The organism is Gaoshiqia sp. US2 (genome assembly GCF_059705485.1).
Genome location: NZ_AP048550.1, coordinates 1300491 through 1322593, shown reverse-complemented (window position 1 = coordinate 1322593; position 22103 = coordinate 1300491). Strand labels below are relative to the sequence as shown.

15 protein-coding genes are annotated in these 22103 nt (G+C 47.9%); 7 read left to right on the top strand and 8 right to left on the bottom strand.

Features of this window, described 5'->3' with window-relative positions; genetic code table 11:
• Positions 1 to 20: 20 nt before the first annotated feature.
• Genes AC6H3C_RS05090 through AC6H3C_RS05075 form a run of 4 tightly spaced genes read left to right on the top strand, consistent with a single transcriptional unit; the run spans position 21 to position 7064 of the window.
• Positions 21 to 4310: an aminotransferase class III-fold pyridoxal phosphate-dependent enzyme gene (locus AC6H3C_RS05090; RefSeq protein WP_497519596.1), complete on the top strand. Its 4290-nt coding sequence runs from the start codon at positions 21 to 23 to the stop codon at positions 4308 to 4310.
• A gap of 4 nt (positions 4311 to 4314) precedes the next feature.
• The gene (locus tag AC6H3C_RS05085) at positions 4315 to 5379 is read left to right on the top strand and encodes a DUF3419 family protein (protein ID WP_497519595.1); all 1065 of its coding nucleotides are present in this window, start codon (positions 4315 to 4317) and stop codon (positions 5377 to 5379) included.
• A complete protein-coding gene (locus AC6H3C_RS05080) occupies positions 5270 to 6040 on the top strand; it encodes a penicillin acylase family protein (RefSeq protein ID WP_497521254.1) in 771 nt (256 codons plus the stop codon). Before AC6H3C_RS05085 ends, AC6H3C_RS05080 begins: the two co-directional genes overlap by 110 nt.
• On the top strand, positions 6009 to 7064 hold the full coding sequence (locus AC6H3C_RS05075; protein ID WP_497519594.1) for a GNAT family N-acetyltransferase: 1056 nt from the start codon (positions 6009 to 6011) through the stop codon (positions 7062 to 7064). Before AC6H3C_RS05080 ends, AC6H3C_RS05075 begins: the two co-directional genes overlap by 32 nt.
• A 9-nt stretch (positions 7065 to 7073) precedes the next feature.
• Here AC6H3C_RS05075 and AC6H3C_RS05070 read toward each other — a convergent pair whose 3' ends face one another.
• The 5 genes from AC6H3C_RS05070 to speA all read right to left on the bottom strand — a co-directional run bounded on the left by AC6H3C_RS05070 (position 7074) and on the right by speA (position 11676).
• The gene (locus AC6H3C_RS05070) at positions 7074 to 7712 is read right to left on the bottom strand and encodes an aminotransferase class I/II-fold pyridoxal phosphate-dependent enzyme (protein ID WP_497521252.1); all 639 of its coding nucleotides are present in this window, start codon (positions 7710 to 7712) and stop codon (positions 7074 to 7076) included.
• A gap of 13 nt (positions 7713 to 7725) precedes the next feature.
• A complete protein-coding gene (locus AC6H3C_RS05065; protein WP_497519593.1) occupies positions 7726 to 8274 on the bottom strand; it encodes an aminotransferase class I/II-fold pyridoxal phosphate-dependent enzyme in 549 nt (182 codons plus the stop codon).
• Between the two features lie 35 nt (positions 8275 to 8309).
• A complete protein-coding gene (locus tag AC6H3C_RS05060) occupies positions 8310 to 8696 on the bottom strand; it encodes an HIRAN domain-containing protein (RefSeq protein ID WP_497519592.1) in 387 nt (128 codons plus the stop codon).
• Entirely contained in the window at positions 8689 to 9489 is an 801-nt protein-coding gene (locus AC6H3C_RS05055; protein WP_497519591.1) for a J domain-containing protein, read from the bottom strand. The genes AC6H3C_RS05060 and AC6H3C_RS05055 overlap by 8 nt, the downstream gene beginning before the upstream one ends.
• A 294-nt stretch (positions 9490 to 9783) precedes the next feature.
• The gene (speA, locus tag AC6H3C_RS05050; RefSeq protein WP_497519590.1) at positions 9784 to 11676 is read right to left on the bottom strand and encodes a biosynthetic arginine decarboxylase; all 1893 of its coding nucleotides are present in this window, start codon (positions 11674 to 11676) and stop codon (positions 9784 to 9786) included.
• A gap of 250 nt (positions 11677 to 11926) precedes the next feature.
• Here speA and AC6H3C_RS05045 point away from each other — a divergent pair, with 250 nt between their 5' ends.
• A complete protein-coding gene (locus tag AC6H3C_RS05045; RefSeq protein ID WP_497519589.1) occupies positions 11927 to 12973 on the top strand; it encodes a M20 family metallo-hydrolase in 1047 nt (348 codons plus the stop codon).
• A 114-nt stretch (positions 12974 to 13087) separates the two neighbouring features.
• Here the strand turns inward: AC6H3C_RS05045 and AC6H3C_RS05040 are convergent, their stop codons facing one another.
• From AC6H3C_RS05040 to AC6H3C_RS05030, 3 genes are read right to left on the bottom strand one after another with little or no spacing between them, the layout of a single operon-like run.
• A complete protein-coding gene (locus AC6H3C_RS05040; protein WP_497519588.1) occupies positions 13088 to 14320 on the bottom strand; it encodes an ammonium transporter in 1233 nt (410 codons plus the stop codon).
• A gap of 13 nt (positions 14321 to 14333) precedes the next feature.
• Complete coding sequence (locus tag AC6H3C_RS05035; RefSeq protein WP_497519587.1) at positions 14334 to 14690, bottom strand: P-II family nitrogen regulator; 357 nt, start codon at positions 14688 to 14690, stop codon at positions 14334 to 14336.
• 16 nt (positions 14691 to 14706) lie between these two features.
• Entirely contained in the window at positions 14707 to 15363 is a 657-nt protein-coding gene (locus AC6H3C_RS05030) for a TorF family putative porin (RefSeq protein WP_497519586.1), read from the bottom strand.
• 549 nt (positions 15364 to 15912) lie between these two features.
• Here AC6H3C_RS05030 and argH point away from each other — a divergent pair.
• Entirely contained in the window at positions 15913 to 17244 is a 1332-nt protein-coding gene (argH, locus tag AC6H3C_RS05025; RefSeq protein WP_497519585.1) for an argininosuccinate lyase, read from the top strand.
• Between the two features lie 317 nt (positions 17245 to 17561).
• Entirely contained in the window at positions 17562 to 22088 is a 4527-nt protein-coding gene (gltB, locus tag AC6H3C_RS05020) for a glutamate synthase large subunit (protein ID WP_497519584.1), read from the top strand.
• Positions 22089 to 22103 lie beyond the last annotated feature (15 nt).

Below are 22103 nucleotides of genomic sequence, written 5' to 3'. Positions count from 1 at the left end.
CAAACTGAATGACTGTGTCGATGCAAACAACCAATGAGATAAAAACAGCCGGGCCCGTTGCCTTTGAAATCGTCATCAAAGCAGCCCAACCGATCCAACCGCTGGAAATACAATCGTTGGGCGAATTGCTGTTTAAGCGGTTACCTCGCCGTCCGGAGGATTGCCTGTTGTTTTGCAGCCATTTGGATTCCAACCTGATCTGGTTATCGTTACAGCAGGTACGTCGGCTCGTCTGCCGGTTTTTTAAAACCTTTGAGGCAAACGGGCTGCGCCGCGGCGACACCGTAGCCCTTGTTCGCACCGACGGTTGCAGCGAATTACCGGTTGCTTTGCTGTTTCTGGCGCTTACGGTTAAGGGAATCCGCGTGCTGCTGCCCATGTATGCCGACCTCGAAGCATTCCCGAAATGGATTGATCGGTGGCAGTGTAAAGCCGTCATCACGCAGGATACAGAACTTCAAAACCTGAATGACCATTTTTTGGAACGCGAACAACTGCGCCTGCTCACGAACATGGCCCGCGAAAAGAAGCTTCTCCTGTTGGATACCGAGCTTGATTTCGGGATTCGGAACCTGTTGTTGCAGGCTGCCGCAGGCGAAACAGGCGACCTGGAAATACCGGACGTACATTTATCGGATTTAGGCCAGGCCGATGATGAGGTGCTGATCATTACGACCTCCGGATCAACCGGCGCTCCCGATATGGTAACCTATCAGCAACATGCTTTTTTGCAAAGCTGCCAAAGCTGGCAAAGCGCGGGCCTTTTTCATCCCGAGCTTCTGGGCGGAAGAGGCTTTACGCCGCTGTTCACCCATACGATGGGCATCCGCCAGTTGTTTAATGCTTTGTGGACCGGGCAGCCCGTTTGCCTGATCACTACGTCCTGGTTTTCCGAAAAACCCGAAACGGTGGCTTTTTTGCTCGAAAAGATACGCCCGAACCACATCACCGGCGGGCCGTCGGTATACCGACTGTTACTCGAACTGATCCGAAATTTTCCAAAGCTGAAGCAGTCTTTAAGCGATTCATTTAAACTATTCATTTCCAGTGGAGCCCCCTTCGATTTTCAAACTGCCGGATTATTATTGACCGCCTTTAACGTGCCTATGCACAATGCCTTTGGCACTACCGAAACGCAACAGGTGCTTAATACCTTAATGGACACGGCCCCACGCGAAAACGGATGGCTGAACGAATTCCCGATGGGCCTGCCTCTCCCCGGCGTTGAAATCGGCTTAGAGAAGTTGCCCCCCTTTGATGATTATTATCGTTTATACGTTCGCACGCCATTTATGCACCACCGGATATTGCGTGGTGATCAGTCATTTTTTTATGAAAGCGCCGGCTTTTATTATACCGGCGATATCGTGCATTACCGGAAGGGGAAATTATATTACATCGGACGGGAAAAAGAGGATTTTCTCAACGATGGCTTTGGGGTAAAAATTCCGCTTCCGTTTATCCGCAAAAACTACCGGGATGTGTTCATAAACACGTCTCACCACGTTTTTATTCCTTTTGATGAAAACCCGGGTCTCGGGCTGCTTCTGTTCATAAACAACCCGCAATTGCCCGAAGGAACCGTGCACGACATTTCGGTCCTGAACCAATACGGTAACCTGACTTCGACCATCAACCACCAACTGGAAAGCCTGTTGCCGTCGTTCGAATACCAACACTTTACCGTCAGGCAATTGGCGCTTGTCAATGGCAATCCTCCCCTGACCAATAAGGGGAATGTCTCTTCTTTCCTGCTGAAAGAACGCTATGGAGCGTTATTTGAACTGTTAAAACATTACGGCATCGAACACCCCAACCTGGTGCAACCCGATAAACATTGCGGTAAAGACCATGCGTTCAGGCATTACCTAAGCCCTTATATCCGCCGGTTTCTGAAAGAAGATGAGGTCGCTGTTTCCGATCAGCTGAGCATTCAGCAATATGCCGGCTTACTGGCCCAGGCCCTGAACCGCGAGGTGAGCAAACTTACCGGCCGAAGCTACCGGACCCAGTTGGTATCGACCGGCAGCGAAGCCGTTGAACTGGCCCTGCACCACGCCTGGCTGGAGTTGCGCAAGCGCCTGAGCCGGATTTGCAGATCTCAGTTCCAGGCAGGCAGCGGCGTGGCCCCATCTTTATTTTACGCAAGCTGGAAAGAAAACTTTGAACGGCTTAATCAGTGTAAGCCGGTTGTCATTGGCCTGAAACACGCTTTTCACGGCAATACTTCCGGCGCCCGCTCATTGCTGCATACCAGTTTATCGAAAGAAAAGTTTAACCCGCTGCTTGCTGTCCGCACCTTGTTTGTAGATGATGAAGCCGCCGACTGGCAAGCCCGGATCGATCAAATCATCAGCGAGACAGGAATTTTCATCAATAAGCTGGTTTGGAAGAATGGCGACTGGCAGGTGGAGCAACAGTTTTTCTCCACCATCCTGGCCGCTATCGCCGAGCCGGTTCAGGGCGAGGGAGGCGTGCGCTTGGTCAACCGCGAAGTTCTTGCGCATTTAAACCAGTTTGAGTTCCCGCTGATCCTGGATGAAATTCAAAGCGGCCTGGGCCGGACCGGGAGCTTTGTTACCTTCCCGGATGTACCGGCCGACTATTATTTGTTCGGCAAGGCCCTGGGCGGAAACATGGCAAAAATTTCAGCCGTGCTTATTGCCGAGGAACGCTTTCATCCAAGTTTTCAACGCGACTTCGTATCCACCTTTGCCAACAGCGGTCTCGCTTCAAAAATCGCGCTGCGTACCATCAGCCTGATTTCGGAGCAACACCTGGACGAACGGGCGCGGAATGCCGGTTTGTACCTCGAAAAACAACTACTCCGGTTACAACGCAAATACCCCCTGATCGTTGCCCGCATAGGCGGAAAAGGCTTACTCGCCGGAATTGAATTCAGACGCTTTAACCAGGACGACCGCTTGCTTCTCCGCACGCTTTGCCAATCGGAACGGGCCGGTTACCTTTATTCGGCCTACCTGCTCGCCAGATACCAGATCCGGATATTCCCTTCGCTATCGGCGCCCAATACCCTGCGGATAGAACCTTCGGCCTACATTACAAAAAATGAAATCAGGAAGTTGGTTAGCGGGCTCGACGATTTATGCGGACTACTGGACCGAAACGCATTTTACGAACTGCTCAAGCCGTTGATGGATGATGATCCGTTTGACGACAACAAGGGCGTTCCGGTTGCAGGCGGACCCATGCTCACCGTAGATGAAGCGCCTGCTCCCGGCGCCGTTCAGGTCGCTTTTATTGCGCACTTTGTTTACGTAACCGAAGAACTGCGGGCAATCGAACCCGACCTGGCCAAGGCGTCGGACACCGGCTTGTATATTCTTTTCAACAAATTGCAGCAACTGCTGGAGTGGAAACCCATGAAGATCTTTTCAAAAAATATATTCAACCGGCGGGTTCATTTCACCTTTTATGCCCTCCCGACCGACGCGGCAAGCCTGGAGCGCCTCTGCCTCGACGGCAAACGGCAGAAAATTACCGGGAAGATCCAGGAGACAGCCGAACTTGCCGCCAAAGAAGGCGCCCGCTTTATCAGCTTAGGCGGGTTCACCTCCATTCTCACCAACAATGCCCTTTCGGTAGTTGTCCCTGACGGAGTTCAAGTGATCAGCGGGAACACCTTAACGGTGGCCACCGGCATTCAGCAAATTCTTCAGGAAACAGATAAAACAACCGGTTTTCCTGAAAAATCAACCTTAGTCGTGATCGGCGCATCCGGCAATATCGGTTCGGCGGTGGTGGAATATTTCATGAAGAATCCGCTCCGGGTGGCAAAGATTATTCTGTTGGGGCGAAGAGAACGGAAGCTAAAAAATACATTTGAACTGATGATGAAAAATAACCATCGCCCCCATTCACCGGTTTTGGAAATCTCGACCAGTTTGCACGATTGCCAACAGGCCGACCTGATTGTTGTTGCAACCAATTGCAATGCGCCGCTGATATTCCCTCATCACATTCATCCAAGCCGCCCCGTAATCATCTCAGACGTTTCTGTCCCGTCGGCAGTATCCAAAGTGACAGCCGCCATGCCTAACGTAAGCCTGTTACCCTTTGCAGCCTACGTAGGCCTGCCGCACGACCCCACGTTCAAAATGAGCTCGCACACACCGGCCGGTACGGCATTTTGCTGTGCGGCAGAGGCGGTTCTTTGTGCGCTTCGTCGGAATGAACTTCACCTGAAAGGCGCCATTCGTTACAACGAGGTGGCGGCCATCATGAACATCGCGAAGGAACACGGTTTATACGAGGAAATAGGCCCGGTAAAAAGTTTTAACCCAAAATAAACCAATGAAGGCATTATTTAACTACGGGATATCGCAGGAAGACGCCCGCACTGAAAGTCAGATGCTGGAACTAAACGACGGAGACCGCCTGCTTTGTATTGCCAGCGCCGGCGAGGTACCGCTTAACCTGCTGGCGATGCGACAGGCAGATATCACGGCGGCAGATACCGACCTGAACCAGATTTATCTCGGCAAACTAAAACTTTCGGCAGCCTTGTTTTTACCATCCGAAAAAGCAGCCGGCTTCCTGGGATATATGCACATGGACCAAGCGGAGCGAAAAATGCAGTTTGCCCGGCTTCAAAAAAATCTCAGCCCCGAAGAATGTCATTTTTGGAACAAATACCCGACTGTGATCGAAAAAGGGGCGGTCAAGGCCGGCCGCTTTGAGCAATACATCACCCGCTTCCGGCCGATCGCCCAGCTGATTCTTGGAAAAAGAAAACTACACCGCTTACTGGCCTGCGATAATGTTGACGAACAGCAAGTCTTTTTCGACCGGGAACTGAGTTCTGTTTTACTAAAAGGCCTGTTTAAAATTATTTTCCATCCCCGGATCTATAAAAACCGGGGTATCCACGAAAAAGGACTTTCCAATCAGGGTGAAATTGATATGGCGGCCTTTTTCTACGGTCGTTTGCGGCACTTTTGCACAGCCACACCCTGCCGGTTAAATTATTTTTTTCAATACACCTTTTTCAACCAGGTTCTTTATGCGGAGGCCTTGCCCGGGTTTCTTCAACCTGAGGGACAGGAAAAACTGAGAGAGCGGCAACATCAGCTTTATTTTCGGCAACATTCATTTTCGGAATGCCTGCACGTTTACCCGCCTCATTACTTCAACAAGTTTCATCTCTCCAATATTGGCGATTGGATGAGCCCCAACGAGTTTCAGGAAGTCCTTCGGTTGATTCATCAAAAAGCGGCGCCCGAAAGTTTATTATCTGCCCGTTACATTCATTTTCATCAACCGATACCAAACGATCTGCAACGTTTTTTCACCGAACAGCCCGGCAAAGCCGAAGACCTCATCCAAACAGACCGGCAACCGGAAAATTTCTTACGCTGAAGTAACGGAATGGAAATACGATCGTCAGTTTATCCGCGATAGTTTCTACTCGTTCAGTATTGAAAACATCGACGAATTACTGGACGAATGTTTTTCAAAATATCCCGATCTGCGCGAAAGTATTTCGATTATCCGCCGGTGGAACCGGAAAGCTGACGCCGACAACAAACAGGCTTCGCTGATGGCCGTATTGCTGTACCACCTGGTTGAATACATCGATGCGCATTTTTTGCGGGGGCAAGCCAATCGCGTCCCGGAAAAGGTTTTTGCCGACAGCCTGCGTAAATCGAAAAAACACCTGTTACGTTATTTTGGAAGCCTTGAAGTTCCGCTCGGCCAACTCCAGTTTTTGGTCCGGGGAAAAACCAAAATTCCCATGCCCGGTTTGCCCGAAAACCTGGCGGCAACCTTTCTGGAAAAAGATAAAAAAGGTACTTTCCGGATGGAAGGCGGCGATTCGTATATTCAGTTCGTGCGCTTTTCGGAAGCAGGGGTCGAAATTGAATCAATTGTCCCTTACGGCGCATCCGAATGCCCCGACAGTCCGCATTATGCCGATCAGATGCCCTTGTTTGCTGCCGGCAAACTAAAAAAAGCAGATCTTTACTTCTTCGAAAAACAAAAGAAACATGTACATCCGCGACGCAAAACCGACCGATAACGAAAGCCTGTTACGGCTAACCGCCCTTACAACGATGAAAGGGATCATCGATCTGCGGATTGAACGGCAACCCGATTTTTTTTCCCTGCTCCGAGAACGGGGACCCTTTTTTATGTTGGTGGCCGAAAACAACGCCGAAATGGTGGGATCAATTGCCGTCAGCGCTCACCCTGCTTTGTTTGCCGGTCGGCTTCGCCTGGTTCATTATATCAGCGATTTTAAAATCCATCCCGTTTACCGGCGAACCGGGCTCGCTTTTCGCTTAATAAAAAAGCTCCGTGAATACCTGATTTCGGTTGATGCCGATCTTTTGCTTTGTACAACCATTTTGGGGAATGATCAGGTCGAAACTTTTTTTGACGGCCGGGCGGGTATGCCGCCTTTTTTGGGAATGGGCACTTTCCGGGTGTTCCAGTTTTTGCCGCGACCTGTTAAACCGGCAAAAAACAAGTTGACGGTTACACCGGTTCACGACGACGAAACGGAGAAGTTAGCTGATTTTTACAATGCCTGCGCGAACAATTACACCCTGGCTCCTTACAGCAAGTCGGAAGATCTGGCCGAACAAATCAACCTGGCTATTAAGGAAAACGGCCAATTTACGGCGGCGCTCACCCTGGCCGATTATTCCCGGTTAAAACAAAATATCATCGTCGATTTACCATTATCCCTTCATCTCCTTTGCCGTACCAGTAAATTGATTTCCGGGCTGCTGCCGGTCTTCCGGCTTCCTCAAAAGGGGGAACCGATTCGCCTGATCAATGTAAAACGTCTGGCTGCCCTCCCCGGGTGTCTGCACGGGTTAGATCAACTGATGGCCCATGCCAGGTATTTGCTTTACCGCGACCGGTTTACTTTTCTGACACTGGCGTTGCATCCGGCAGATAAGCTTCAAACGATCCGCAAAGGATTACCCGGGTTCAGCTTCTATTCAAAACTTTGGGCAAGCAGTTTAAAAGGAGATGAAAACCTGCTGAAAGAACTAAAAGAAGGAGTGATCTTCGAAGATTATTCGCTCGTGTGATAGCCCGGCTTAGATTATTCCGGTTAACCGGCCGGCCTTTTCAATTACCGCCAGACAATACGCGATATCGGCAGCCGTATGCGCCGCGGTGACAATCGCACGCAGGCGCGCCGTACCCCGGGGTACAACAGGCGAGGGAATTCCGTGAACGAATAACCCGTTATCCTGACAATGTTTGGCCATCTCCCAGGCCTTTTGGTCGTCGCCGCAAATAACCGGCATAATGGGCGTTTCGGTATTCAACAGGTTGAAGCCTTTTTCCCGCAATTGGTCGCGGAAATACCGCATGTTCGCCTGTAAGCGGCGTATCCGTCCGGATTCTTGTAAAATCAGGTCGAACGAGGCCAAGGCCGCCGCGGCAAGCGGGGGAGCCAGCGCCGCTGAAAAAATAAAGCCGCGCGAATTGTGTTTTAACAGGTTGATTAATTCGGCACAACCCGCGATGTAACCGCCCATTGCCGGGATCGTCTTGCTTAAGGTGCCCATTTTAATATCGATGGTATCGGGCGCCAGTCCAAAATGTTCTTCAATTCCCCTCCCTTCCTCTCCTAATACGCCAAGCGAGTGGGCCTCGTCGACCATCAGGAGCGCCCCGTATTGGCGGCACAAACGACTGATCTCCGGCAGATTTGCCATGTCGCCATCCATGCTGAACACGGCATCAACCACCACCAGCTTTTTCTTTTTTCGGATCAGCCTTTCGCAGGTAACCTTCCAGCTGAGCCATCTCGTTATGTCTGAAACGGATGCAGCCGGCGCCGGATAAACGGCAGCCATCCTGGATACTGGCATGGTCGAGTTTATCGCAGAAAACCAGGTCATCGCGCGATACGATGGCCGGGATTGCTGACAGGTTGGCCAGGTAACCGCTGGAATATACCACGGCCGTTTCCGTTTTTTTGAATTGGGAGATTTTCGCCTCCAATTCCTCGTGCAAGGGAAGTGTTCCGGCTAACAAACGTACCCCGTGGGCGCCGGTACCATACTGCTGAACTGCCTGAACGGCCGCCGCTTCAATCGCGGGATGACCAAGTAAGCCCAGGTAAGAATAAGAGCTTAACATGATCATCTCGCCCCGGTCTTTCACCAAAACACGGCCATCCCGGAGTTCTTCAACCGCCTGAAGATAAAAATACAATCCGTGTTCTATGCCCCACGCAATGGGCCAGATGGGGTCAGGGAGTTCAAAGTGGTGATTGCCGCTGTTCATGGTAGTCGGTTTTATTTTTATAAGCCCGTTTTCTTTTATTCCACCAGATAGATGTTGGCTCTGATTTGCAACCAGTTGTTTTTCCACTTTTTTGAAACAACCCGGCAAAAGAACAGCTTGCCTGCATCCATCAGGCGCGAGCATACCAGATTCATTTCGGCAGGAACAAAGCCGATCCTGATTTGCTCACAATAAATGGCAATGGCAAAGGGATCGTATTTATTTTCCGGCTCCCGTTTCATGGTCAGCACCGTTTCGGGGACGATTTTGTCATCAACAGCGTCGAGTTGCTTGCAAAAGCTGGTTCCGGCAACTACAATTTCCAGGAGGAAAATTTCCTGGGTGAAGGCGGCCAGGCCGTTCTGTCCTTTACTCAACAGGGCAAGTAAGCCGGGGGTAACCGGCAGAATCGATTCATTCATTGGCCATGATGTTTATGATTTTGGTATATTTTTCTATTTCTTCGTCAGCCCTTTGAATTTGTTGCCGTATTTCTTCCTGCTGTTGACGAATGGCCTCTTCATCGTTGATCAACTCCTCCATGTTAAACGGGAAACTTTGTTTTAACTGGTCAATTTTGTCCTTCAGCAGGGCGATGTTCTTTTTAAGATGGGCAACCCGGTCTCTTTTTTCGCCAACGCCCAAGCCCGAAGGTTTTTCACCCGACTGGCTCAGATACAATAGTATTTTCTGAAGTTCGTCAGTCATTTGCTGGTCGTAAGCCGCTTTTACCCGGATAAACAAATCTTTTTCTTCTTCCGTTTGGTTGGGGTTTAAATCGGGGTGCAGTCGTTTACAAAGCAGCCTGAACAGTTCTTTGAGTTGGAGAGATTCTTCTTCGGGCAATAAACGGGAAAGAACTTTCTTTGCTTGTTCAATATCTGCTGCCTGTTCCTGAATTTGCTTATAATAACTTCTTAGACGTTCATTCAGAAGGCGTTCAATAGCAGGCATGTCGGGTTGTTCGTCGCGGTTGATAGCCGCCTGCATCAAATTCATCTTCATTTTGAGCCTGGCGGTCTCGGTTTGTTTTTGCAGCAATTCCAGTTGAAGGTGTCCCAGTTTATCCAGATAAAGCGAGGTAAGGATTACCGAAACCTGTTCGGCCAGGTGTTTGTGATTGGTAAACAGGTCGACAAATTCCAGGTTCAGTTGCTCCAACTCCCTGGATAACGCTTCATTTTCTTCGGTAAAGGCAAGTGCGCAGGTGGTCATGGTTGAGTCGGATTTTTTATAAAAATAGGCAGAATTTTTGGAATGGATGAACCCCAAACCGTTCTTAATTCCGACTTTTGTTTCCTGACTCACCCTCCGCAGAACTCCGTTCTTCGGAGGGTGAGTCAATCCAATTAAATAAGGTTTCAGCAGGTTGGCCTTTCCGTTGAAAGCAACTGGTTAAATTAAGCCGTTCATCCCTTTCGTTTCGGGCGAAAAAAAGGCTGTATGAAAAGTAAACCTTTAAACTTTTCGTACAGCCTCTTCCGATAGCTTAAAATTATCCGGTTAACATCATTCCAGGTAGGTGTAGCCGTATAAGCCGGAGCGGTAGTTCGACAGGAATTCTTTTCCTTCTTCGGCCGTAATTTTTCCCGATTTTACGGAGGTGGTCACCCAGGTTTCCACCATACGAACCATTTTTTTCGGGTTGTATTGGACGTAATCCAATACCTCGGCCACGGTTTCCCCGTCAATTACCTGGTCGATGCTGTACGTATCGCCGTCGACCGATACATGAACGGCATTTGTGTCGCCAAACAGGTTGTGCAAATCGCCCAGGATTTCCTGGTATGCGCCGACAAGAAATACGCCGATATAATACGGGTCGCGGGCTTTCAGCGAGTGAACCGGCAAATCGTACGATATGTTCCGGGTTGAGATGAAATTATCGATTTTCCCGTCCGAGTCGCAGGTAATGTCCTGCAAGGTGGCCGAACGGTCGGGCTTTTCATCTAAACGGTGGATGGGCATGATCGGGAAAATCTGGTCGATGGCCCAGGAGTCGGGCAATGACTGAAACAGCGAAAAATTACAGAAATACTTATCTGACAGTAATTTCGACATCGACATCAATTCTTCCGGGATATGTCTCATTTTGTTGGTCATCTGATAGATTTCGCGGGCAATTGACCAGAACAAACGCTCAATTTGTGCACGGGTTTTCAGGTCGATCAGGCCAAAGCTGAACCGATCCAGAGCTTCTTCGCGAATCTGCTGGGCATCGTGCCATGCTTCCAGGATACGCGGTTGGTTGAGTGATTCCCACAAGCCGTAAAGTTCCTGTACCAGTTCGTGGTCGTTTTCGTTCATTTCAACATCCTCATCCCAGCTCGGAAGCGTTGTCGACTCCAGTACTTCAAAAATCAGCACGGAATGATGGGCCGTTAGCGACCGGCCCGACTCCGTGATAATATTGGGGTGGGGAATGTTGTTTTTATCGCTGGCATCCACCATAGTCGAAACTGCGTCATTCACATATTCCTGAATGCTGTAGTTCACGCTGCTTTCGCGGTTTGCCGAGCGTGTCCCATCGTAATCAACGCCCAGGCCGCCGCCGATATCAACAAATTCGATATCGAACCCCAGCTTGCACAACTCGACATAAAACTGGGCCGATTCGCGCAGGGCGATTTTAATGCGACGTATTTTATTCACCTGGCTGCCAATGTGAAAATGAACGAGTTTCAGACAATCCCTGAGGTGGTTTTTATCCAGAAAATCCACGGCTTCGAGCACTTCGCTGGAGGTTAACCCGAATTTGCTGACGTCGCCTCCCGAGTTTTCCCATTTACCGCTTCCGCTGCTGGCCAGCTTAATGCGAATTCCAAGATTTGGTTTGATTTTCAGTCGCTTGGCTACTTTTGCAATGAGTTTAAGTTCGTTCAGTTTTTCGACGACCACAAAAATGCGGCGTCCCATTTTTTGTGCAAGTAGCGCCAGCTCTATGTAATCTTCATCTTTATAGCCGTTACAGATGATTAACGAATCACTGTCGGTGTTGATGGCGATTACGGCATGAAGTTCAGGTTTTGAACCTGCTTCGAGGCCAATGTTAAATTTTTGTCCGTGACTGACAATTTCTTCGACCACCGGGCGCATTTGGTTTACCTTGATCGGGTAAATGATAAAATTGTTCGCCTTGTAGTTATATTCTTTGGCCGCAGTCCTGAAACAATTCGTCATTTTTTCAATCCGACTGTTCAGAATATCCGGAAAACGAACCAACAGAGGTAAAGCTACATCCCGAACCTGCAGCTCATCAATCAGTTCTTTTAAATCAATCTGAGGTCCGCCTTTTTGCGGGGTAACAACCACATTTCCTTTATCATTAATCGAAAAATAGTTGATTCCCCAACCATTGATGTTGTAGAGTTCCTCAGTGTCCTCAATGCGCCATTTTCTCATTCTTATAATCCTAATAACTAATTAAAAACAGGGTTAATTTTTTTGAACGCCAAATATAGTTTTTTTACAGATTCTCAAGCCTTTTCACAAATCGAATTTTCTGAAAATTAAATTGCTACAATTTACAATTTTATCCGGTACAATCTAAAAGAAATAATTGTGCGTATGGAATAAGCAAAAAGCCTAATTGCGGGGAGTTGTCTGTTTCTTTACGAAACATTATTACATTTGTTTTTATTAATTCCGAACGATGAAAGAATACATTCAACTGTTAAGCCGGATGATACAAACGCCTTCTTTCAGCGGAGAAGAAGAAGCGGTGGCAAGCCTGGTTCGTGCGTTTCTGGAGGCAAAAGGGCTGTCGTATTCGACCAAAGCCAACAACACCTGGTTGCGGAACAAAAGCTGGCAGGAGGGGAAACCGGTGTTATTGCTGAATTCACATATTGACACGGTGAAACCGGTACAGAACTGGACAAAAGACCCATTCGGGGCTGAGCGGGACGGCGACCGGCTTTTCGGGCTGGGCAGCAACGATGCCGGAGCCTCGCTGGTGACCCTGCTGGCGGTATTTATTTATTTTGAGAAGCAGGATGAATTGCCGTTTAATCTCATATTTGCCGCATCGGCCGAAGAAGAGGTGTCGGGCATAAACGGGATGGAGAGCCTGATTGGCGACCTGGGGCCGGTTGATCTGGCGATTGTCGGCGAGCCGACCCAAATGCAAATGGCTGTAGCCGAAAAAGGATTGATGGTACTCGACTGCATGGCTTACGGCAAAGCGGGCCATGCGGCGCGCAACGAAGGCGAGAACGCGTTATACAAAGCCATTGACGACATCCAGATTCTCCGGAATTACCGGTTTGAGAAAGTATCGGAGATGCTTGGAGCGGTAAAACTGTCGGTTACCCAAATCAACGCCGGTTATCAGCACAATGTGGTGCCCGATAACTGCTCATTTGTGGTCGATGTACGCACCAATGAGTTTTATTCGAACCAGCTTGCTTTCGAGATGATTAGCGGATTGATTTCGGCTGAAGTTAAAGCCCGCTCGTTTAAGCTGAACAGTTCGGGTATCCCGTTAGATCACCCCTTGGTGCGGCGGGGAGTCGAAATTGGTTTGTCCGGTTACGGTTCGCCGACGACATCCGATCAGGCCGTTATGCCCTTTCTTTCCATGAAGATTGGCCCGGGCGACAGCGCCCGTTCGCACACGGCTGATGAATATATCCTGATTTCTGAGATCGAGCAGGGCTTTGACATCTATAAAAGATTGCTGGAAAATCTGAGTTTGTAGATGCTTATTGCCGGACGACCGATATGTAGCTCACCGCTTAGCTCATAAAAAGGGAAAGGGCCTGCCAAGGCAGACCCTTTGAGAAAGCTACAGACATAAAGGCTGAAGAAATTATTAATTGTAGGCGCTTTCTCCGTGTTCATATACATCAAGACCTTCTTCTTCAATGCGTTTGGATACTCTCAGAACGCCTGCTTTTTTCAGGATGGTAAACAGGATTAAGCCGGTTCCAAAAGCCCAGACAAAGATACTTAGCACTCCAATGGCCTGAACGCCGAGCAGTTTTGCGCCGTTGCGGTAAAACAAACCTTCGGACGTTGAGAACAGGCCAACGGCCAGCGTGCCAATGGCGCCGCTGACGCCGTGTACCGAAATCGCGCCAACCGGATCGTCAACTTTCAGTATTTTATCGAAAAACTCAACGGCAAACGGCAAAATAAATCCGGCAGCAATACCGATAATCACGGCACCGACGGGATCAACCGCATCGCAACCAGCGGTAATGGCAACCAAACCGGCCAGGGCGCCGTTCAATGAGATTGACAGGGTTGGGCGTTGGTAACGAACCCAGGCGACCAGCATGGCTGTTACTGCGCCGGCGGCGGCAGCCAGGTTTGTAGTAACGGCTATATGGCCGATCGCAACAGCATTTTCGACACCGGCGGCCGCTAATTGTGAGCCGGGGTTAAAGCCAAACCAGCCAAACCAGAGAATAAATACACCCAAAGCGCCTAAGGTGAGGTTGTGTCCCGGAATCGCCTTTGCTTTTCCTTTTTTGTCATATTTTCCAAGACGCGGGCCGATGATGGCAGCACCGGCCAATCCAACCCATCCGCCTACCGAGTGAACGATCGAAGAACCTGCAAAGTCGTGAAATCCAAGTTCGCTTAACCAACCGCCTCCCCAGGTCCAATGCCCCGAGATCGGATAAATCAACACGGTGATCACGATCGAGAAAATCAGGTAAGCTTTAAACTCGGTACGTTCGGCCATCGCTCCCGAAACAATGGTTGCGGCAGTGGCAGCAAATACCGTTTGGAAAAACAGGTCGGCATAGTCGGAGTAATTATCGCCGTAGCCATCACTCATGAAGAATAAATCGGGAATCCCGATTAACCCGGCTACCGAATCGCCGTACATGATGGTAAAACCAATCATCCAGTATAAAAGAGAGCCGATGGCAAAATCCATCAGGTTTTTCATTAAGATGTTTGCGGTGTTTTTCGAACGGGTAAAGCCCGCCTCCACCATTGCAAACCCCGGCTGCATAAACATCACCATGAATCCGGCAATCAACAGCCACATATTATCGATACCTATTTGCAGGCCTTGTAAAGTTCCTTCCATGATAATTAATTTTTTATTCTTCTTTTCCTTTAATGAATAATGACTCATCACCAAATTCTCCGGTGCGTATGCGATAGGATTCATCGATGGTGGAGATGAAAATCTTACCGTCGCCAATCTCACCTGTTCTGGCGGCATTCATAATCGCCAGAACGGTTTTTTCAACATTTTTATCGCGGACAATGATGGAGAGGATGGTCCGTTCAATGGTGCTTGTGTCGTAAGTCACGCCGCGGTAAGTCCGTTCTTGCCTGGTTTGCCCTACACCGCGTACATCCCAGAAGGAGAAGAATTCGATCCCGGCATCGTGAAGCGCTTCAGTCACTTCATCGAATTTGGTTTTTCTGATAATGGCTTCAATTTTCTTCATCGTACTTTGGTTTTAATTATAAAGAGATTGCTACAACAATGTAAAACTGTTCTCTTTCCGTGTTAAGGATTGCTGTGCCACTTAGCGGGATGGAAAAAGAATCCGTGATTTTGATTTCTTTGGAAGTGCCAATGCCTACATTGCAAAGATTGAATTTGCCATCCGAGGTGTGCCATCCGTCGCCGGCTCCTGCGAACAAGTTAACCTTACCAACCGCCAGGCCGGCCTCGTAATACATGTCTTTTCCGGCTGATGCAGCTCCTCCGGCTTCATTTAAGATGTAATTGGCGGCAAGAGTCAGTGCCCCCGTTTCAAAACCTAAGTTTATTTCGAAGGCGTGACTCCCGTTTTCTTTACTGGTTTCGAAGTAGTTTGTGCCGGGATAATAATAATCGGTCAGCCCAAGACTTAATCCAAAATCAAAAGACAGGGACGTGTAAAGATCCATTTCCTGAAAACCGTCATATCCTTGCGATCCCCATGCGCCGATCGAGAAAATTCCTGATGAATATTCGATTGAGGGTTGCAGAGATGGCCCGCTGAAGTTTGTACCACGCCACACATAGCTGCTCACTAAATCAACGCCTGTACTCCAGGAACTTTCCTGTGCCTGTACGTTTAAAGCAAAAATAGTTGTCAGTCCAAAAACTAAAAGCTTAATTGTCTTTTTCATAATGAAATTTTTAAGGGTTTAACTGAATTTTTTGTCATTAATTCTTTTTTGGGTTTTGCTTTAACGTGTGTGATCTTTTAAAAATGCTCGTTTTTTTAAATGACCCCCTTTATTTTTAGATCTCCGCTTCAAAAGTAGATATATTTCAAAACAATCAAAGTTTAAAATAGGGGTACAATTGCTAATTAATGCAAAATTAACATACAATACCCATCAAAAATAGGGGATTATATTAGAAAAAATATCAAAATGTCAGAATGTGACTATAAAAACATGGGGTCATTTCTAAAATAATTAATTTTTGGTCAGTTTCAGCTGTTTGTTTTGTATCAAAAGGTCAAAAATCAATTTATTTAAATCAAATATGAGCAAAAAGACAATAAAATAAATAAATAAATAGAGGAACGATATTTTATTGTATTATTTTATTTCATTATGGCATTCTGATTATTCAATTCGGACTGAAAGAAAATAGGCAGATCGACGGTTAGCGATAGACGGGTTTGGTAAAAGTTAAAATAAGTATCTTTGGCTAAAAATTGATGCAAAATGAAACTTTGGGACAAGGGCTATTCAGTAAATAAACTCATTGAAGATTTTACAGTTGGAAAAGACCGGGAACTTGATCTTTACCTGGCGAAATATGATGTGCTGGGCTCCATGGCGCATGCCACGATGTTGCAATCCATCGGTTTGCTTGAGAAAGAAGAGCTGGATTGCTTACTGGTTGAGTTGAAAGCGATTTACCAACTGGCTGCACAAGGCGGGTTTGTGATTGAAGAAGGCATGGAAGACGTTCATTCGCAGGTAGAAACCATGTTAACCCGGAAGCTTGGCGATGTGGGTAAAAAAATCCATAGCGGACGTTCGCGCAACGATCAGGTGCTGCTCGATCTGAAGCTTTTTGCCCGTCACGAAATCCGCGAAATTGTGGATCTGGGGAATCGCTTGTTCGGGGTACTGATGGCCCAGGCCGAAAGATATAAGGATTTTTTAATGCCGGGATATACCCATTTACAGGTGGCCATGCCCTCGTCTTTTGGTTTGTGGTTTAGCGCTTATGCCGAAAGCCTGACGGATGATTTTGTATTGTTGCAGGCGGCTTACCGCATCACCAATCAAAACCCGCTTGGTTCGGCCGCCGGTTACGGCTCTTCCTTCCCGATCGACCGTCAGTTAACAACCGACTTGTTGGGCTTCGAGCAGATGAATTATAACGTGATTTATGCCCAAATGGGACGCGGGAAGATGGAGAAGACAGTTAGTTTTGCCTTGGCCTCCCTGGCTTCCACCCTGTCGAAACTGGCTTATGACGTTTGTTTGTTTATGAGCCAGAATTTCGGATTCGTGGCCCTTCCCGACGAACTGACGACCGGATCGAGCATCATGCCTCACAAGAAAAATCCCGATGTTTTTGAACTTTTGCGCTCTCACTGCAATAAGTTGCAGGCATTACCTACCCAAATAACGCTGATGGTCAATAACCTGCCCAGCGGGTATTTTCGCGACCTTCAAATTTTGAAAGAAGTATTTTTGCCGGCTTTCCGCGATTTGAAAAACTGCCTGGAAATTGCAGCCTTTGCCTTGTCGGAGATTTCGGTCAAAAAAGATCTGTTGGAAGATGACCGTTATAAATATGTGTTCAGTGTGGAAGATGTGAACAAACTGGTCATGCAGGGTGTTCCGTTTAGAGATGCATACCGGCAAGTCGGCATGGAGATACAATCAGGAAACTATCAGCCCCACCGGAAAGTTGAACACAGCCATGCCGGAAGCCTTGGAAATTTGTGTTTGCCACAAATCGAAGACAAAATGAAATCGGTTATCGGTCAGTTTAATTTCGAAAACACTGACAAGGCCATTAAGAAACTACTGAAATAAGAGCTTTCTGTTAATAAATCGTTATCTTTAAAAACAAATTTCTTTTTTGGAATTTTCCTGAAAGAAGGTGTAAGTGCTTTTATTTCACATGTTTATATGATTTGTTTTTAAATAACAAAGGAATTTGGCATGTTGTCGAGCATCTTTTTTTAGGGCAAAGATTGGATGATAATCGATTTATGGCTATTTTTGCTTTCACTTCGTAAGATTTTTGCGGGTTTTGCTTATAAATTCTAATCAATAATCAGGATTTGACAATTTTTGTTATGTCTTATTGGTCAGAACAGGTGAAGGTGGATTAAATTAAAAAGGTATACATGAAGCAGTTTAGATTTCCAAAAAGGCAGGGGATGTACGACTCTGCAAATGAGCACGACAATTGCGGGATTGGATTCGTGACTCATATAAAAGGACAGGCGTCGCATGACATTATCCAGCGAGGCTTACGGGTTCTTGAAAATCTGGATCACCGGGGCGCTACAAGTGCTGATAATTCAACGGGTGACGGAGCAGGTATTTTAATGCAAATTCCTCATGAATATTTCAAGGATGTTGTAAAAATAAACCTGCCCGAATCCGGCAAATACGGAACCGGACTGATTTTTTTGCCCCATCTGGCTGCTGAAGCGGATATTTGCCTGGATGTTTTGAGCAAACACATCGAAGAGGAAGGACTGGAGCTGATCGCTTTCCGCGATGTTCCTGTTGACAGCTCTGCGCCGGGAGAAATTGCTAAAAAAACAGAACCAGTCATCAAACAGGTATTTGTTAAGGCTGATTTAGAGCAGGAAGCGCTCGAACGCCGGTTATATATCGTGCGTAAGCTGACAGAACACGAAATTGCCCGGTCGAACCTGAGCCAGAAAGAAGCATTTTATCAGCCAAGCTTTTCTTCGCGGACCATTGTATATAAAGGTATGCTTACCCCGTTCCAGTTGGGCGAGTATTTTAAAGACCTTCAGCACGAAAAACTGAAATCGGCTATTGCGCTTGTCCATTCCCGGTTCAGTACCAACACGTTCCCAACCTGGGATTTGGCCCAGCCATTTCGTTTCCTCGCCCACAACGGGGAAATCAATACGGTAAAAGGTAACCGGAAATGGATGCAGGCCCGCGAGGCCCTGCTGAAATCTGAAATTTTCGGTGAAGATCTGAAAAAATTATTACCGGTGATCGAGGATGGAAAGTCAGACTCTGCCTCATTCGACAATGTGCTCGAATTCCTTCACCTCACCGGCCGTTCCTTACATCATGCCTTGTGTATGATGATCCCGGAATCGTTTAACGAGAAAAACCCGATCCCGGAAAGCCTGAAGGCATTTTACGAATATCACTCAACCATCATGGAACCCTGGGATGGCCCGGCCTCGATGGTTTTTTCCGATGGCCGTTATATCGGCGGTACGCTCGACCGGAACGGTCTGCGCCCTTCGCGTTATGTCATCACCAAAAACGACCTGGTTGTGATGGGCTCCGAAGTTGGCGTTCAGCAGTTTGCACCCGACGAAATCAAAGAAAAAGGGCGTCTGAGACCAGGCAAAATTATGCTGATCGATACGAAGTTGGGAATTATCATCCCCGACAACGAAGTGAAATACGAATTGAGTAAACGTAATCCGTACGATATGTGGTTAAAAGAAAACCGCATGCGGATGAAAGATATCAAAGTTAAAAACCGGGTGCCTTCAGAACTGGAAAATTTTGAAACCCTCTCGAAAGTATTTTCATACACGAAAGAAGATATGTACGAGATCATCCAGGGTATGGCAGTTTCGGCTGCCGAAGCCACCAGCTCAATGGGTAATGATACGCCTATAGCGATCTTTTCAGAAAAACCCCAGCTCTTTTTCAATTACTTTAAACAGATGTTCGCGCAGGTAACCAACCCCGCCATCGACCCGATCCGCGAGGGCCTGGTGATGTCGCTGACGAACTATATCGGTTCATTGAGCTCGAATATTCTGAATGACAGCCCGGATCACTGCAAGCTGATCAAATTTGACAGCCCGCTGATTACCAATACCGACCTGGGGAAAATTAAAGACCTGAAAGATGAAATGTTCAGCCATCAGACCATCCCCATGGTTTTCCCGGTCAAAGAAGGAGAAGCCGGGTTCAGGAAAGCATTTGAATCCATGTTGGAGATGGCCGAGAAAGCGGTCGATGAAAAGAAAAATTTCATCATTCTGTCCGACCGGGAAGTGAATGCCGAAAACGCGCCGTTCCCCTCCTTGCTGGCTGTTTCGGCGGTTCACCATCACCTGATCTCCAGAAAGAAACGGATGCAGGTCGGAGTCATTGTTGAAACGGCCGAAGCACGCGAAGTCAATCACTTTGCCCTCTTGTTGGGCTATGGGGCAAGCGTGATTAATCCGTACATGGCTTTTGCGGCCATTGACTACCTGGTGAAAGAAGGTAAAGTTGAAATGGAATATAAGGAGGCCCGTAAAAATTACATCAAAGCAGTTGACAAAGGTTTATTAAAAATCATGTCAAAGATGGGTATTTCCACCCTGCGTTCGTATCACGGGGCACAAATGTTCGAAGCCATTGGTGTTGGGAATGAGCTGATTGAACGGTATTTCACCGGAACCACTTCCCGCCTGAGCGGTATAGGTCTGAGTGAAATCGCGGAGGAATACAAGCGGATGCACGAAGCAGCTTACCAAACCGTCGCCACTCCCGAAATATTCCGCTTCGAAAACGGCGGGGTTTACGCGTGGCGGAAATACGGCGAGCACCATGCCTGGAATCCCGAAGCAATTGGTTTGTTACAATGGGCTACCCGCACCAACGATTACAGTAAATATAAAGAATACAGTAAGCTGGTTCAGCAGAACAACCAAAAACCCGGGTTTATCCGCGGATGTTTCAGGTTTAAAAAGAACAATCCCATCCCGATCGATCAGGTAGAACCTGCTGAAAATATCATGAACCGCTTTGTGACCGGGGCGATGTCTTACGGGTCAATCAGTAAAGAAGCACATGAAACCCTGGCCATGGCCATGAATACGATTGGCGGACGCAGCAATACCGGCGAAGGCGGCGAAGATTCCGAACGTTTCGGGACGCTGAAACAAAGCGCCATCAAACAGGTTGCATCCGGACGTTTCGGGGTCACCAACAATTACCTGACCAATGCCTACGAATTGCAGATCAAAATCTGCCAGGGGGCAAAACCGGGCGAAGGAGGGCAGTTGCCTGGCTTTAAAGTGAATAAAATTATCGCTAAAACCCGTAACTCAACTCCGGGAATTACCTTGATTTCGCCACCTCCTCATCACGATATTTATTCGATTGAAGACTTGTCTCAATTGATTTACGACCTGAAGGTAACCAACCCGCGCGCTAAAGTTTCGGTGAAACTGGTGGCGGAAGCCGGTGTTGGAACCGTAGCAGCGGGTGTTGCCAAAGCTTATGCCGATCTGATCACGATCTCGGGGGGCGAAGGCGGTACTGGCGCCAGCCCGGCCAGCTCGATCAAACATGCCGGTTTGCCGGCCGAAATGGGAATTGCCGAAGCACAGCAAACCCTGGTGATGAACAACCTGCGCGGACGCGTGAAACTTCAGGTTGACGGACAATTGAAGAACGGGCACGACGTGATTACAATGGCTTGCCTGGGCGGTGAAGAATTCGGGTTCTCCACCTCGGCCCTGATTGTCATGGGTTGCATCATGATGCGCAAATGCCACCTCAATACCTGTCCGGCCGGTATTGCCACACAGGATAAAGATCTGCGTAAACGCTTCATCGGCAAATCCGAATTCGTCGTTAATTTCTTCCGCTTTATCGCCGAAGAAGTCCGCGAATATATGGCCGAAATGGGCATCAGTAAATTCGACGATCTGGTTGGCCGGACCGATTTACTGGAAGTAGATCCGACCGTCGGAAACTGGAAAATGAAAAATATAGATTTCTCCAAAATCCTGTATTTGCCCGAAGAAGCGAAAGAATTTGATATCCGGAATACCTTTCCGAATCTGAAATCGATTGAAGATCACCTGGATCACAAACTGATTCTGGATGCCAGTAAAGCGATAAAAGGAAAAGAAAAAGTCTGGATCTCGTACCCCATCGTGAATACCGACCGGACCATTGGCGCCATGTTGTCGGGCGAAATTTCGAAACGCTACGGCGAAGAGGCGTTGTCCGAAGATACCATCAACTGCACCTTTAAAGGAACAGCCGGTCAAAGTTTCGGCGCTTTCATGGTGAAAGGAATCACATTCCGCCTTGAGGGAGACGCGAACGACTACATCGGGAAAGGACTCTCGGGAGGTAAAATTGTGGTGGTGCCTCCAACCGGATCAACATTTAAGCCGGAAGAAAATATCATCGTAGGGAATACCACGTTTTACGGAGCAACCAGCGGTGAAGGGTATATCCGGGGAGTTGCCGGCGAACGTTTCTGTGTTCGTAACTCCGGCGCAAAAACCGTAGTGGAAGGAACCGGAGATCATTGCTGCGAATACATGACCGGCGGGCGCGTTGTTGTACTGGGACGGACCGGGCGGAACTTTGCCGCCGGGATGAGCGGAGGTATCGCCTACGTGCTCGATGTTGACGGCAACTTTGACTATTACTGCAATAAAGGTCTGGTTGAACTGTCGCCGGTTGAAGATAAATCGGATGTGGATGAACTGCAGGAAATGATTAGTAAACACCTGTTATATACCCAAAGTTCTTTGGCTGCCGATATTCTGACCAATTGGGAAGAATACCTGCCGAAATTCGTGAAAGTCATTCCGTTTGAATACAAGAAAGTACTTGAGGAAATGAAACTGCGGGAAATTGAGCGTAAATTACAGCTGACGGAAGACGACCCCACGCGTCACGAATAAAAAAGAACTGATTGA